Annotated in this window: 13 protein-coding genes; 6 read left to right on the top strand and 7 right to left on the bottom strand. The window is 70.2% G+C overall.

Going from position 1 to position 13,968, the window contains the following annotated elements; translation table 11 throughout:
• Both GC203_RS04825 and GC203_RS04820 read left to right on the top strand, forming a co-directional pair.
• Positions 1–651 carry an alpha/beta hydrolase gene (locus GC203_RS04825; protein WP_293451891.1) on the top strand — a complete coding sequence of 217 codons (651 nt, stop codon included), beginning with the start codon at positions 1–3 and terminating at the stop codon, positions 649–651.
• A gap of 2 nt (positions 652–653) precedes the next feature.
• Positions 654–1,031 (top strand): nuclear transport factor 2 family protein, encoded by a 378-nt coding sequence (locus tag GC203_RS04820; RefSeq protein ID WP_293451890.1) that lies wholly within the window; start codon positions 654–656, stop codon positions 1,029–1,031.
• 3 nt (positions 1,032–1,034) lie between these two features.
• Here GC203_RS04820 and GC203_RS04815 read toward each other — a convergent pair whose 3' ends face one another.
• The 6 genes from GC203_RS04815 to GC203_RS04790 form a co-directional block, all read right to left on the bottom strand.
• Positions 1,035–3,254, bottom strand: coding sequence for a PAS domain-containing hybrid sensor histidine kinase/response regulator (locus GC203_RS04815; protein WP_293451888.1), 2,220 nt, complete (start codon positions 3,252–3,254; stop codon positions 1,035–1,037).
• Between the two features lie 122 nt (positions 3,255–3,376).
• The gene (locus GC203_RS04810; protein ID WP_293451886.1) at positions 3,377–3,580 is read right to left on the bottom strand and encodes a hypothetical protein; all 204 of its coding nucleotides are present in this window, start codon (positions 3,578–3,580) and stop codon (positions 3,377–3,379) included.
• A 69-nt stretch (positions 3,581–3,649) separates the two neighbouring features.
• A complete protein-coding gene (locus tag GC203_RS04805; protein ID WP_293451884.1) occupies positions 3,650–5,242 on the bottom strand; it encodes a HAMP domain-containing sensor histidine kinase in 1,593 nt (530 codons plus the stop codon).
• A complete protein-coding gene (locus GC203_RS04800; protein ID WP_293451882.1) occupies positions 5,227–5,931 on the bottom strand; it encodes a response regulator transcription factor in 705 nt (234 codons plus the stop codon). The genes GC203_RS04805 and GC203_RS04800 overlap by 16 nt, the downstream gene beginning before the upstream one ends.
• Before the next feature lie 92 nt (positions 5,932–6,023).
• A complete protein-coding gene (locus GC203_RS04795; RefSeq protein ID WP_293451880.1) occupies positions 6,024–7,844 on the bottom strand; it encodes an NAD(P)/FAD-dependent oxidoreductase in 1,821 nt (606 codons plus the stop codon).
• 82 nt (positions 7,845–7,926) lie between these two features.
• Positions 7,927–9,033, bottom strand: a complete 1,107-nt coding sequence (locus GC203_RS04790) for an anhydro-N-acetylmuramic acid kinase (RefSeq protein ID WP_293451878.1) — start codon at positions 9,031–9,033, stop codon at positions 7,927–7,929.
• 251 nt (positions 9,034–9,284) lie between these two features.
• On the opposite strand from GC203_RS04790, the gene tyrS reads away from it, so the two are divergent.
• The 4 genes from tyrS (at position 9,285) to GC203_RS04770 (ending at position 12,846) form a co-directional block, all read left to right on the top strand.
• On the top strand, positions 9,285–10,541 hold the full coding sequence (tyrS, locus tag GC203_RS04785) for a tyrosine--tRNA ligase (protein ID WP_293451962.1): 1,257 nt from the start codon (positions 9,285–9,287) through the stop codon (positions 10,539–10,541).
• A 134-nt stretch (positions 10,542–10,675) separates the two neighbouring features.
• On the top strand, positions 10,676–11,137 hold the full coding sequence (locus GC203_RS04780; protein ID WP_293451876.1) for a peroxiredoxin: 462 nt from the start codon (positions 10,676–10,678) through the stop codon (positions 11,135–11,137).
• 139 nt (positions 11,138–11,276) lie between these two features.
• Positions 11,277–12,437: a M23 family metallopeptidase gene (locus GC203_RS04775; RefSeq protein WP_293451875.1), complete on the top strand. Its 1,161-nt coding sequence runs from the start codon at positions 11,277–11,279 to the stop codon at positions 12,435–12,437.
• Entirely contained in the window at positions 12,415–12,846 is a 432-nt protein-coding gene (locus GC203_RS04770) for a polymer-forming cytoskeletal protein (protein ID WP_293451873.1), read from the top strand. The genes GC203_RS04775 and GC203_RS04770 overlap by 23 nt, the downstream gene beginning before the upstream one ends.
• On the opposite strand, the gene prfB is transcribed toward GC203_RS04770, so the two are convergent.
• Positions 12,847–13,957 (bottom strand): peptide chain release factor 2 gene (gene prfB, locus GC203_RS04765; protein ID WP_293451871.1). Its coding sequence is split into 2 segments (ribosomal slippage): positions 12,847–13,887 and positions 13,889–13,957, totalling 1,110 coding nucleotides; the frame shifts between segments, so codons are not numbered across the junction.
• Positions 13,958–13,968 lie beyond the last annotated feature (11 nt).

Genomic DNA, 13,968 nt, shown 5'->3' with positions numbered 1-13,968 from the left:
ATGCCAGAGGTGGTTCTGACCGGCGCAGCCGGGCGGATCGAGGGCCGTTACTCCCAGGGCAAGAGCGAGACCGCGCCGGTCGCCCTGATCCTGCACCCGCACCCCAAGGCGGGCGGGCAGATGAACAATCCTGTCGCGGTGCAGCTGTTTCACCTGTTCATGAAGCGGGGCTTCTCGGTCCTGCGGTTCAATTTCCGTGGCGTGGGCCGCAGCCAGGGCGAGTTCGACGGCGGCATCGGCGAGCTGGCCGATGCGGCGACCGCGCTGGACTGGCTGCAGTCGACGAACCCGGCCGCCTCGCAGTGCTGGGTGGCGGGCTACTCCTTCGGCGCCTGGGTGGGCATGCAGCTCCTGATGCGGCGCCCCGAGACGGACGGCTTCATCTCGGTGTCGCCGCCGACCAACGCCTACGACTTCTCGTTCCTGGCGCCCTGCCCGGCCTCGGGGCTGATCCTGCACGGCGGCTCGGACACCGTGGTGCCGCCGATCGACGTCGAGCGCGTGGTCTCCAAGCTGCGCACGCAGAAGGGCATCGTCATCGACTACGACATCGTCGAGGGCGCGAGCCACTTCTGGATGGAGAACCTGCCCGACGTGGAGTCCCGCGTCGGCGCCTATCTCGACAAGCGCCTGGCGGCCCAGCCGGCCTAGGCGTGACGGCGCCGGAAGAGGCCGTCCGCGCACGGCGCAAGCTGACCAACCGGCTGATCGCGGCGCACGAGGCGGCGCGGCTGAAGCCCTTCTTCGCGCCCGACGTGAAGCTGATCGTCGGCGACGGCGACCTGATCCTGGGCGCGGAGTCGGTGATCGCCGCCTTCGCCGGCCAGTTCGCCGAGCCGGGCTTCAAGACCTACATCCGCGAGACCGAGGCCGTCGACCTGGACGCCGCCGGACTGCGGGCCGCCGAGCGCGGCCGCTGGGCCGGGCTCTGGTCTGACCGCCGCATGAGCGGGACCTATCTCGCGGTCTGGCGCAAGGTCAGCGGCCAGTGGGTGATCGAGGCCGAGATGTACGTGACCCTCGAAGGCTGAGCCCTAGGCGGCCTCGGCGCCGGCGATGCGGGCGATCTCCGCGAGCAGCTGGGCCGGCGAGAAGGGCTTGGGCGTCATGCCGTTCATACCTGCGGCCACATAGGCCTGCCGTTGCTGGCGCATCACGTCGGCGGTGAGGGCCAGGATCGGCGTTTCGCCCGCCGGGGCCGGCAGCCCGCGGATGCGGCGGGTGGCCTCCAGCCCGTCCATGCCCGGCATGTTGACGTCCATGAGCACGAGATCGTAGCCGCCGGTGCTCACGGCTTCGATGGCTTCGGGCCCGCTCTCGACGGCCTCCGCCCCGGCACCCAGCGCCTCGACCGAGCGCACGCCGACCAGCCGGTTGACCCGGTTGTCGTCGACGATGAGGACCTTGAGTCCGGCCAGGGGCGCATCGTCGATGTCGGCCGTCGCGGCCGGCTCGGTCGACGGCGCCGCGGCCGCCGGCGCGGCGACTTCGAACCAGAATGTCGAGCCCTCGCCCTCGCGGCTTTCGAGGTCGAGGTCACCGCCCATCATGCGGACGAGTTGGCGCGAGATGGCCAGTCCCAGGCCCGTGCCGCCGAACCGGCGGGTCGTGCCGGCCTCGGCCTGCTCGAAGCGTTGGAACAACCGCTCGCGCGCCGCCTCGGAGACGCCGATGCCCGTGTCCTCCACCTCGAAGCGGAGCCGGCGCGCGGGCCCCTTCCCGGCCGCCCAGGCGCGCACCACCACCCCGCCCGTCTCCGTGAACTTCACGGCGTTGCCGATGATGTTGAAGAGGCACTGGCGCAGGCGCACGGGATCCACCTCGACCCACCCGATGTCGGCGGCGACCTCGGTGCGAAGCGTCAGGCCCTTGGCCTCGGCTTGCGGCGCCAGCAGATGGGTCACGCCGTCCAGGATCGCGGCGGGGTCGGTGGGCGCAGGCGCCAGCGCGAGCTTACCCGCCTCGATCTTGCTGAAGTCCAGCACGTCGTTGATGAGCTGGCCCAGCATCTCGGCGCAGCCGAGCGCCTCGTCCAGCAGCTGGGCGCCGTCGGCCGTCAGCCGTTCGCGCTTCAAGAGGTTGAGCACCCCCACCACGCCGTTCATGGGGGTTCGGATCTCGTGGCTCACCGAGGCCAGGAAGTCCGACTTGGCCACGGTGGCCTCCTCGGCCAGCCGGCGCGCCTCCCTCAGCGCGATCTCCTGGCGCTTGGCTTCGTCGACGTCGACGACGAGGCCGACGCCGCGACGCCGCGTCCCGTCGGGCTTGTGCTCGACCTCGAAGCACACCCGCACCCAACGGTAGCCGTCCGCCGTGAGAAGGCGGGCGTCGACGGGATCGGCGGAATGCCCGGCGGGGCGATCGGCCAGCGCCGAGACCATCGCATGATCATCGGGGTGGAAGACGCTCACGGGGTCGTCGAAGTCGATCGCCACGCCGCCCGCCAGGGCTTCTGCCTCCGGCGACAGCCAGAGCCGCCCGGTCTTAAAGTCCACCTCGAAGACGCCGGCGCCCGACGCCGCGAGCGCCAGCCCCAGCCGCCGGGCGTTGGCGCGGGCCTCATCCCGGGCCTTGGCCAGGGACGTGACGTTCTGGCTGACGCCGTGCATCTCGTAGCGGCCCGACGGGAGCTGCTTGCCGGCCCGGTAGTGGACGTGCAGGTGGGTCCACTCGCCCGTCGCGGTGAGGTAGCGCACCTCGGACTGGGCCGTGCCGCCCTCGCGGGTGATCCGCTCGCGGATCTCCTCGTTGCTGGCGCGGTCGTCGCGGTGCTGCAGCAGCTGCAAGGTCTCTCGCGGCAAGGGCCGGCCGATCTCGCCGTGGCCCAGCGAGAGCTCAGCCGGGAAATAGTAGGTGTCGATATCGGGATCGTATCGCCAGACCCCGATCTCGGCGTCGTGCATCAATTGGTCGCGCACATCGGCCGCCGGACGATGCCGCTCCGCCGCCTCCCGCGCGGCCGTCACGTCGCTGAGGATCGCCAGATTGTCCTCGCCGTGGACGTGGAGCGTCAGGCGGAAGACGCGGTCGGCGTCGTCGACCCGAATGCGGAAGACCCTCCCGAACTCGCCGTCCTGGGCGACGGCGCCGGCCGCTTCGAGCACATGAGCGAAGCGCGCGCCGACAGGCTCGCCCCCCGCGCCCGCCAGAGCGCGGAAAGCCGTATTCGCCTCCAGGATCACATGGCGGCCGTCGAGACGCGCCATGGCGATCGGGAGATCGTCCAAGGTCAGGCTCTGCCTCTGCGTCGACATCGGCTCCGGGCTTTCTCACGCTCGTGCGATTGGAAAGCTTGGAAGCCAAGCATTTAACAAACCGCGAGAAATGCCTGCGACGCCCCGCCGCACCGGGCGATCGAGGCGCCCATTCTGGGGACTCAGAACCAGCGCTGACGCGTGCGTTCCAGGGCCTGCACGACGAAGACGGCGAAGGCGGCCGACCGACGCGCGGCCGCGCAGTCAGGGGCAAGACCGGCGATGCTTTCGCCGCCAGGCGTGGTCAGCCGCCAGGACCAGGCCTCCCCGGCGGGCGCCAGCAGGAGGCGGCGGCCGTCGGGCGTGGGGGAGTTGGGCTCGTCCATGGCGGCAGGATCGCCGCGGCGCATGCAGAGCGATGATCCCGCGATATGAAGATGCTGTGCAGAGCCGCGTCAGCCGGCGCGGGGGAGCGACAGGACAAAGATCGCGCCCGGTCCCTTGCCCGCCAGCTCCAGGCGCCCGTGGCTGGCCGCCGCCAGCGACCGGGCGATAGGCAGGCCGAGCCCCGCCCCGCCCTCGGCCCGGCGGCTGGTGAAGAAGGGCTCGAACAGGCGATCGCGGTCCGCCTCGGCCACGCCGGGACCATCATCGGCGACGCTGATGCGGACCTCCGCGCCCTCGACGACCGCCGAGACGCGGGCCTGGCTCGCGCCGGCCTGGCGCGCGTTCTGGAGCAGGATCACCAGCACCTTCTCGACCGTCTCGGCCGGAGCGGCGACCCGCAACGCGTCGGACGGAAGCTCCACCTGCACCGCAAAGCCGTCGCGGGCTTCACTGTCGGCCGCGGCGCGGACGGGCGCCGACAGGTCGGACGCCACGCCCGGCGCGGGCATGGCCATGTCGGCGCGCGCGAGGTCGAGGAGCCGGGTCACCAGTTGCGACAGCCGCTCGGAATCCCCCGCGATATTGTCGAGGAACCGTCGGCGCTCCGCGGCCGACATGGTGTCGAAGTGGTCCTGCAGCAGCTCGACCGCCCCCCCGATCCCCGCCAGCGGCGTCTTGAACTCGTGGCTGACCGCGGCGGCGAAGTCGCGCAGGTAGCCGCTGCGCCGTTCGATGCGTTCGGCCATGGCGCGGAAGTCTTCGTAGAGGTCGCGGATCTCGACGGCGGCGGTGCGCGGCGTGCGGGGGATCTCGCCTCCGCCGGCTGCGACCGCGCGCGAGGCGGCGCTCAGCTTTTCGATCGGCTGCGTCACGCCCCGCGACACCAGGCCCGACAGCACCACCAGCACGCCCAGGATGATCACCGCGGCGAGAGCAAGCTTGCCTCTGTCCTCGTAGACCCCGCGGAACAGCGCCCGCGGCGAGCGGGAAAGCAGGAGCACCCCCTCCACCTTGCCGCTGACCACGATCGGCCGGGCGTGGTGCAGCCGCAGGCCCGACGCCTTCGACAGCCACTCGAACCGATAGCGTGGCCGATAGTCGCCGTTGGCGCGCAGCACCGTCTCGGGCCGGCCGGCCAGCGCGGCGCGGACCTCGGGCAGGGCCGAATAGTCGACACCCTCGACCGGCCCCGCCACGACGATCCCGTTCCGGTCGAGCATCAGCACCGAGGCCAGCGTCGTCTGGAGCGTGCGCTCCACGACCGGCTGCATTTCCAGCGCCACGGCGCGCGCGGCAGGGTCGGCCGCCCGTCCGGACGGCGGCGGCGTGGGGCGCTCGGGCAGCACCGGATCGCGGCTGAGGTCGATGGTGGTGAACTCGGGGCGGTAGTAGCCCTCGGGCGGCTTCTCCGGCCGCGGGACATGCGGAGGCGCGCCGGGCCAGTTGACGGCCGCCACGGCCACGAGCGCCGCGCCCTGGGCGACCAGCTCGGCTTCGGTCTGCCGCACCAGGGTGTTCTCGTAGACCCGCAGCGACACCGCCCCGATCGCCGGCATGGCGGCGGCGAAGAGCAGGACGGTGAAGAGGATGGCGCGCAGGCGCAGCCTGGGCCACCAACTCCCGACCCAGTCCTTGAAGGCCTCGATCACGCGCCCAGGCACGGCCCGAGCCGGTATCCGACCCCGGCGCGGGTCTCGACGACGTCGTGGCCGCCCACGGCGGCGAACTTGCCGCGCAGGTTGCGCACATGGCTGTCGATGGTGCGGTCGGTGATGGCGAAGCCCGGCCCGTGAAGGCGGTCGATGATCGCGTCGCGGGTGAAGACGCGGGCCGGAGCGCCCATCAGGATGCGCAGGATACCGAACTCGGTGACCGTGAGCTGCACCTCGGCCTTGCCGAAGCGGGCGGTCCAGCTCTCGGGATCCAGTGTCAGGCGGCCGTGGGCCAGCACCGCCGGCGCCTCCGGCCGCGCCGCCGGGACCCTGGCGCGGCGCAGGATGGCCTGGACGCGCGCGGTCACCTCCCGCGGGCTGAACGGCTTGACGACATAGTCGTCGCCGCCCAGTTCGATGCCGAGGACCCGGTCGATCTCGTCGTCGCGCGACGACAGGAACAGGATCGGCAGGTCGCCCTGGGCGCGCAGGCGGCGGCAGACCTCCAGCCCGTCCAGCTTGGGCATGTTGATGTCGAGGATCACGAGGTCCGGCGCGGCGTCGGCCACGGCGGCGAGCGCCGCCTCGCCGTCGTCGGCTTCGCGGGCCGACAGCCCCGCCTTCTCCAACGCGAAGACGAGCAGCTGACGGATATGCGGATCGTCGTCGACGACGAGCACCTGGGCCATGGCGGCCATGTTCCGGGCTTCGCGCCTGGCGTCAACGGAGAGGCGGTCGCCCGTCCATCCGGTTCCCGTGCAGAAGGCGTGCAGGGCCCGGGACCGCCCCCTCAGGGCGTGATTTCGAGCCCCTTCATGGAGCCCTCGGCGCGCCAGTCCTCCAGCACCTTCGCGAACGCCACCGGCCCGGCGCCGTAGGAGGAGTTCTTCTTGCTCATCTCCTGAGGGCGGCCCTCGTTGTTGTAGTAGCCGGGCGTGCATTCCTTGAGGAACGCCTCGCGCAGCAGGGCGAGCTTGCAGATCGTGTCGACCCACGCCGACTCGGCCTCCGCGGACGCCTCGACGGTGCGCGCCTGGCGATCCAGGGCGTTGCGGACGATGTAGCCCAGGTGCTTGGCCTGCTCGTTCAGCATGTGGGGGAAGTTGGCGGAGAAGCCCGACTGGCCCACCGACACCACAAAGCAGTTGGGGAAGCCCCGGACGTGGAAGCCGTGGAAGGTCTCCATGCCGGACTTCCACTTGTCGGACAGGCTCTGGCCGCCGCGCCCGTAGGTCTCGTAGCCCGCGCGGCGGGCGTAGTCGGTGCCGACCTCGAACCCGGTGGCGTAGATCAGGCAGTCCAGCTCGTATTCCACGCCGTTCGCCACGACGCCGGTTTCGGTGATCCGCTCCACCCCATGCCCCTGGGTGTCGATCAGATGGACGTTGGGGCGGTTGAAGGTCGCCAGATACTCGTCGTGGAAGCAGGGCCGCTTGCAGAACTGGTTGTACCAGGGCTTGAGCGCGGCGGCCGTGGCCGGATCGCGCACCTCGTGGTCCACGCGGGCGCGCACCTGCTCCATCTTCTTGAAGTCGGCGAGCTGCATCAGCTCGGCCGGATTCTCGACCGCCTCGCCGGCCTCGGCCTTGCGCCGGGCCAGGAGCAGAATGTTGCCGATGATGTCGGTCCAGCCGTCGTTGACCAGATCCTCCTCGGCGAAGCCGCCCGAGACGAGGGTGTTGAAGTTGTCCATCCGGTACTGCTGCCAGCCGGGCTGGAGCGATTGGGCCCACTTCGGATCGGTGAGGTGGTCGTTCCGCACGTCGATCGACGAAGGCGTGCGCTGGAACACATAGAGTTCCTTGGCCCATTCGCCGAGATGCGGCACGCACTGCACGGCCGTCGCGCCGGTGCCGATGATCCCCACGCGCTTGTCCTTCAGGCCGGTGAGGCCGCCGTCGGACGTGCCGCCCGTGTATTCGTAGTCCCACCGGCTGGTGTGGAAGCTGTGGCGCTTGAAGCCCTCGACGCCGGGAATGCCGGGCAGCTTGGGCCGGTGCAGCGGGCCGTTGGCCATGATCACGAACTTCGCCCGCATGGCGTCGCCGCGGTTGGTCTCGATGATCCAGCGCGCGGCGTCCTCGTCCCAGCGCAGGGCCTTCACTTCCGTCTGGAAGCAGACGTTGCGGTAGAGGTCGAACTTCTCGGCGATGTTGCGGCTGTGCTGCAGGATTTCCGGCGCGCGGGAGTACTTGCGGGCCGGCATGAAGCCGACCTCCTCCAGCAGGGGCAGGTAGACGTAGCTTTCGATGTCGCAGGCCGCGCCGGGATAGCGGTTCCAGTACCAGGTGCCGCCGAAGTCGCCGCCCTTCTCGATGATCCGGATGTCCTCGACGCCGGCCTCGCGCAGGCGCGCCCCGGCCAGCAGGCCGCCGAAGCCCCCGCCGATGATGACGACCTCGGTGTCGTCGGTGAGCGGCTCGCGGGTGAACCCAGGCTCGACGTAGGGGTCTTCGAGATAGTGGGCGAACTGGCCCGTCATCTCGACGTACTGCTCGTTGCCGTCGGTCCGGACGCGGCGGTCGCGCTCGGCGCGGTACTTGGCCCGCAGGGTCTCGGGATCGAAGCCCAGTTCGTCGGCCCCCATGATCTCGGGCTTGTCGTCGGCCACGGTCGCCTCCCCTTATCGGTTATCGGCGTTCAGCGTGCCGAACGATCGTTTGACCCGCAAGGGGGACGTCGCGGAAGGCCCCCTAGGGTTCCACGATCCGGCCGCCGGTCATGGGCTTCGGGACCCCGGTCGTCCTCGGGAACGAGATGGGCAGGCCGCGGAACGTGCGGGCGGCGAGATAGGCGAAGGCCTCGGCTTCGATGGAGTCGCCGCGCCAGCCCATGTCCTCCGCCGTCTTCACGGGCACGGCAAGGCGCGCGCCCAGCGCCTTCATGATCTCGGGATTGTGGCGGCCGCCGCCGGTGACGATCACCTGCCCGGGCGCCTGGCCCAGCTGCTCGAACGCCAGCTTCACCGCCCCGGCGGTGAAGGCGACCAGAATGGCGGCGGCGTCCTCCAGCTTCAACGGATCGAGCGCCGAGAGCGGGAAGTCGTAGCGGTCGAGCGACTTCGGCGGCGGTTCGCTGAAGTAGGGATGGTCCAGCAGCGTGCGCAGGACACTCTCGTCGACGCGGCCCACCGAGGCGTAGTTGCCGCCGGCGTCGTAGCGACCGGCGCCGCGCGCCTGAACCAGCAGGTCGAGCATGCCGTTGCCCGGCCCGGTGTCGAACGCCGAGAACTCGCCGATGTCGGTCCAGAAGGTGACGTTGGCCACGCCGCCGATGTTGAGCACGGCCAGCGGCGGGCCGAGATCCGACGCCCGGGCGCGGGCCAGGTGGTAGATGGGCGCCAGCGGGGCGCCCTCGCCGCCCGCCGCCACATCGGCCGTGCGGAAGTCGTAGGCCACGGGCCGCCCGGAGAGCTTGGCGAGGAGGCTCGCGTCGCCGAGCTGGACCGTGCGGCCGGGAACGCCATCCTTCGGCCGTTCGTGGAGCACCGTCTGGCCGTGCATGCCGATGAGATCGATGTCGGGCCAGGCCAGCTTGTTCTCGGCCAGGAACACCTCGGCGGCGGCGAAATGCTCCTCGGCCACCATCTCGGCGGCGTGGGCGAAGATCGCCGGGGCCGGCGTCCCCCGCGTCCAGGCCTGCGCCTGCCGGGTCGCCTCCAGCAGCACGTCGCGCGTGGCGTCCGTGAGCTTGCGCTCGCCCGCGGGCCCGAAGCCGGCGATCGCCTCGCCATCGGTGTCGAGCACCGCCATGTCGACGGCGTCCAACGAAGTCCCGGTCATGAAGCCCAGCACGATCATGCCGGCTTGACTGCCATGATGCGCAGCGACTAGCTAGCCCGCCATGATCGGACGCCGCCTTCAGACCGGCCGCTATTACCGCCTGCCCTGACGCAGGCGACCGATCCCACGCGCCTGCCCTCCCCGGCCGGCGCTCCGTGAAATCAGACGATCGCCGGCTCCCATCTGCAAAGGAGCCCGCCATGTCCCTCGAAATCGCCGCCGCGCCCGTGCTAGAGCCCGCGACGCCACGAGAAGAGACCCCGCCGCCGATGACCGAGACCGCCTTCAAGTCCGAGTTCCTGAAGACGATGCAGGCGCGCGGCTACATCCACCAGGTCACGCATCCGGAGGAGCTGGACGCGGCCTGCTGCAAGGGCCCGGTCACCGGCTATATCGGCTACGACGCCACCGCGCCCAGCCTGCACGTGGGCAACCTCATCACCATCATGATGCTGCGTCGCCTGCAGCAGACCGGCCACAAGCCGATCGTCATCGTGGGCGGCGGCACGACCAAGGTGGGCGACCCCTCGGGCAAGGACGAGACCCGCCAGCTCCGCACGGCCGAGGAGATCGAGGCCAACATCGCCAGCCAGAAGCAGGCGTTCGCGAAGTTCCTGACCTTCGGCGACGGCGAGACAGACGCCATCCTGGTGAACAACGACGAGTGGCTCTCCAAGCTGGGCTACATCGACTTCCTTCGCGAGTACGGCGTCCACTTCACGATCAACCGCATGCTGACCTTCGACAGCGTGAAGCTGCGGCTTGAGCGCGAGCAGCCGCTCACCTTCATCGAATTCAACTACATGCTGATGCAGGCCACCGACTTCCTGGAGCTGGAGCGGCGCTACGGCTGCGTGCTGCAGATGGGCGGCTCAGACCAGTGGGGCAACATCGTCAACGGCGTGGACCTGATCCGCCGCGTGGACCAGAAGCCCGCGTTCGGCCTGACCACGCCCCTGCTCTCCACCTCGTCGGGCGCCAAGATGGGCAAGACCGCCCAGGGCGCGGTGTGGCTGAACGCCGACATGCTCAGCCCCTACGACTACTGGCAGTTCTGGCGGAACACCGAGGACGGCGACGTCGGGCGCTTCCTGAAGCTGTTCACCGACCTGCCGCTGGACGAGATCGCCCGCCTCGAAGCGCTGCAGGGCGCGGAGATCAACGACGCCAAGAAGGTGCTGGCCAACGAGGCGACGCGGATGCTGCACGGCGAGGCCGAGGCCGCGAAGGCCGCCGCGGCGGCGCAGGCGGCGTTCGAGCTGGGCGGCCTCTCCGCGGACCTGCCCACCCATGAGGTCGCGCGGGCCGATCTGGAGGCGGGCGTCATGCTGGCCGATCTGGCCGTGGCCGCCGGCCTCGCCGCGTCGAAGGGCGAGGCGCGCCGCCTCGCCCAGGGCGGCGGCCTGCGGGTCAACGACAAGGCCGAGGCCGACGCCAACCGCGCCGTGACGGCGGCCGACCTCGTGGACGGCGTCGTGAAGCTGGCCGCGGGCAAGAAGAAGATCGTCCTGGTGAAGCCGGTGTAGCCCTACGGCGTCATGGCCGGGCTTGTCCCGGCCACCCGGACGCGCTCACGTCAGGGGACGTACCTTGGCCGCTGCGTGTCTGGGTCCCCGGCGCAAGGCCGGGGATGACGGCCCTGGAATCTTGGAGCTGAACGATGACCGACGTGACCGAAGGCGCCGCGGCGCCGGATTTCGAACTGGAGACGGCGGACGGGCCGGTGAAGCTGGCCGACTTCAAGGGCAAGACCCTGGTGCTCTACTTCTATCCGAAGGACGACACCTCGGGCTGCACCAAGGAGGCCCAGGAGTTCACGGCGCTGGCCGGCGACTTCGCCAAGGCCGGCGTGACGGTCATCGGCGTGTCGAAAGACACCATCGCCAAGCACCAGAAGTTCGCCGCCAAGTACGATCTGACCATCCCGCTGGGCTCGGACCCGGAGGGCGCGGTGATCGAGCGCTACGGCTCGTGGGTCGAGAAGAGCCTGTATGGCCGCAAGTACATGGGGATCGACCGTTCGACCTTCCTGATAAAGGACGGCCAGATCAGACGCATCTGGCGCAAAGTGAAGGTGGCGGGCCACGCCCAGGCCGTCCTGGAGGCGGCCAGGAGCGCGTGAAATCCCGGTTTCGCCGGTAATCGATGTTAACCGTGCGACCAGTCGTCGCCTCAGGATTAAAATCGGCCGCCAACGGGTTGCCTGTGATGAAAAACTCATCGCATATCGCCGTGTCCGTGGGGTTGGGGACGGCGTAGGCATGGAACGACTGGCGCGGCTCTACCGCACAATCGAGGGCCTTTTTCCGGAACGGCACCTCTACGTGCGCTCGGGCGGCTCCATGAAGGGGTTCCTGCTCACCACCAGACGCCAGATGATGATGGCCGCCGGCGTGGCCGGCTGCGCGCTGTGGATGGGCGTCGCGACCGCGGCCATGCTGGTGAACCTCCTCTCCGCCTCGGCGGCCGACCGCGAGATCGCCCGGATCAAGTCGCAGTCGGAACGCTACGTGGCCGACCGCCAGGCGCGCCTCGACAGCGCCATGGCCCGGCTGAGCGCCGCCTCGGGCGCCACGGTCGACTCGGCCGCGGCCATCGAGAAGCGCCACGCGGCGCTGGCCCTCCTGCTCACCGACCTGAAGGACGAGCCCGGCGCGCGCGATGCGCTGACGCCGGCCATCAACCGCGCCCTGGCGCACAACACCAACGCCTCGCCGAGACGGCGCGTGGAGATGGTGCGGATCGGCCAGGAACAGCTCCTCGAGGCCGCCGACGCCTTCGCCAAGAGCCGGGCCGATCGCCTTCGGCTGGCGTTCCGCATGGCCGGGCTGCCGCCGTCGTCGTTCGTCGACCGCGGCGGCGCGCTGGGCGGCCCGCTGATCGAATCGAAGGATCCGCGCGCGCTGGCGGCGGTGCTGGACGTGGACGACGATTTCGCCATGCGTATCCAGCGCGCCGCGCAGGATGTCGCCGACACCCACGCGCTGTCGGAGGCGCTGGACGACCTGCCGCTCGGCCAGCCGACCCGGCACACTCAGCGCAGCAGCGGCTTCGGCGTCCGCCTCGACCCCTTCACGCACCGGCCGGCCTATCACGCCGGCCTGGATTTCACCGGCGGCTACGCCACCCCGATCTATTCCACCGGCCCCGGCGTGGTGTCGTTCACCGGCGTGCGCTCCGGCTACGGCAATGTGGTCGAGATCGACCATGGCCAGGGCCTCAAGACCCGCTACGCCCACCTCTCCAAGATACTCGTCCGGCCCGGCCAACGCGTAGCCGTTGGGCAAAGGATCGCCGCGATGGGCTCCACGGGTCGTTCGACTGGGACCCATCTGCACTATGAGGTATGGGTGAACGGTCGGGCCCAGAACCCGGGCCGCTTCCTGAAGGCCGGGCAGTATGTTCTCCAAGACGCCGACTAAAGGCCAGGCGACCGCCGAACCCGCCGCCGCGCCGCGCAGGACGGCCGTCGCGTCCCTCGTCGCCGAAGGCGTGACCATCCGCGGCGATTTCGCCACGACCGGCGACCTGCACCTCGACGGCGCCGTCGAGGGAGACATCACCGTCGGACGCCTCACCATCGGCGAGACCGGCGCGGTGACCGGCACGATCCAGGCCGAGAGCGTCGAGGTGCGCGGACGGATCTCGGGAACGGTTTCCGCGCGGCTGGTTCGCCTGTGCGCCACCGCCCACGTCGTGGGCGACATCAGCCACGCCGAACTGGCGATCGACGCCGGCGCCCATTTCGAGGGCCGCAGCCTGGTGTTGGCGCCCAACGCCGCCGCCCCGGCGCTGGAAGCGCCCGCCTCGCTCAGCGTCGCCGCGGAGTAGCTACTCCCGCGTCGCGCCCACCTTCTGGGCCAGGGCCGCGCCCATGAAGGCGTCGAGGTCGCCGTCGAGGACGCCTTGCGTGTCGGACGTCTCCACGTCGGTGCGCAGGTCCTTGACCATCTGATACGGCTGCAGGACGTAGCTGCGGATCTGGTGGCCCCAGCCGATGTCGGTCTTCTGGTCCTCGATCGCCGCCTGGGCCGCCTCGCGCTTCTCCAGCTCCAGCTCGTAGAGCCGCGCGCGCAGCATCTTCCAGGCCTGCTCGCGGTTCTGGTGCTGCGACCGCTGGGTCTGGCAGGCCACCGCGATACCCGTCGGGATGTGGGTCAGGCGAACGGCCGAGTCGGTCTTGTTGATGTGCTGGCCGCCGGCGCCCGAGGCGCGATAGGTGTCGGTCCGCACGTCGGACGGATTGATCTCGATCTCGATGTTGTCGTCGACGACGGGATAGACCCACACCGAGGCGAAGCTGGTGTGCCGCCGCGCGCTGGAGTCGAAGGGGCTGATGCGGACCAGGCGATGGACGCCGCCCTCGCTCTTCAGCCAGCCATAGGCGTTGGTCCCCTTGACCTGCAGCGTCACCGACTTCACGCCGGCCTGTTCGCCGGGCGTCTCCTCGATCACCTCCACGGTCATGCCGTGGGCGCCGGCCCAGCGCGAATACATGCGCAGCAGCATGCCCGCCCAGTCGTTGGACTCGGTGCCGCCGGCGCCGGAGTTGATCTCAAGGTAGGCGTCGTTGCCGTCCGCCTCGCCCGAAAGCAGGGCTTCCAGTTCGGCGCGCGCGGCGCGATCCTTGATGTCCTTGAGCTGGGCGCGGGCCTCGTCAAGGCTGGCCTCGTCGCCCTCCTCGTCGGCCAGTTCGGCATAGCCCACCGCGTCGGCCAGATCGCGCTCCAGCGCCTGCACCGCCTCGATCTGGGCCGCAAGGCGCGAACGATCGCGGGAGACCGCCTGGGCCTCGTCGGGGTCGTTCCAGAGCGTCGGGTCCTCGACGCGGGCGTTCAGCTCATCGAGCTTTCGGAGCGCAGGCTCCCAGTCAAAGACGCCTCCTGAGCAGTTCGACCGACTGCTCGATGTCGGCCTTGGCGGCCTCGACATCCAATCTCATGGACCCACTCC

The organism is Phenylobacterium sp. (assembly GCF_016124325.1).
Classification (GTDB): domain Bacteria; phylum Pseudomonadota; class Alphaproteobacteria; order Caulobacterales; family Caulobacteraceae; genus Phenylobacterium.
The sequence above is the reverse complement of the archived record's forward strand: the minus strand, read 5'-3'. Positions and strand labels throughout refer to the sequence as shown.

Excerpts from the sequence above, each read along its gene's own strand:
- GC203_RS04825 (WP_293451891.1), top strand. The coding sequence starts at position 1 with ATGCCAGAGGTGGTTCTGACCGGCGCAGCCGGGCGGATCGAGGGCCGT.
- GC203_RS04815 (WP_293451888.1), bottom strand. The coding sequence starts at position 3,254 with ATGTCGACGCAGAGGCAGAGCCTGACCTTGGACGATCTCCCGATCGCC.
- GC203_RS04810 (WP_293451886.1), bottom strand. The coding sequence starts at position 3,580 with ATGGACGAGCCCAACTCCCCCACGCCCGACGGCCGCCGCCTCCTGCTG.
- GC203_RS04800 (WP_293451882.1), bottom strand. The coding sequence starts at position 5,931 with ATGGCCGCCATGGCCCAGGTGCTCGTCGTCGACGACGATCCGCATATC.
- GC203_RS04790 (WP_293451878.1), bottom strand. The coding sequence starts at position 9,033 with ATGATCGTGCTGGGCTTCATGACCGGGACTTCGTTGGACGCCGTCGAC.
- tyrS (WP_293451962.1), top strand. The coding sequence starts at position 9,285 with ATGACCGAGACCGCCTTCAAGTCCGAGTTCCTGAAGACGATGCAGGCG.
- GC203_RS04780 (WP_293451876.1), top strand. The coding sequence starts at position 10,676 with ATGACCGACGTGACCGAAGGCGCCGCGGCGCCGGATTTCGAACTGGAG.
- GC203_RS04775 (WP_293451875.1), top strand. The coding sequence starts at position 11,277 with ATGGAACGACTGGCGCGGCTCTACCGCACAATCGAGGGCCTTTTTCCG.
- GC203_RS04770 (WP_293451873.1), top strand. The coding sequence starts at position 12,415 with ATGTTCTCCAAGACGCCGACTAAAGGCCAGGCGACCGCCGAACCCGCC.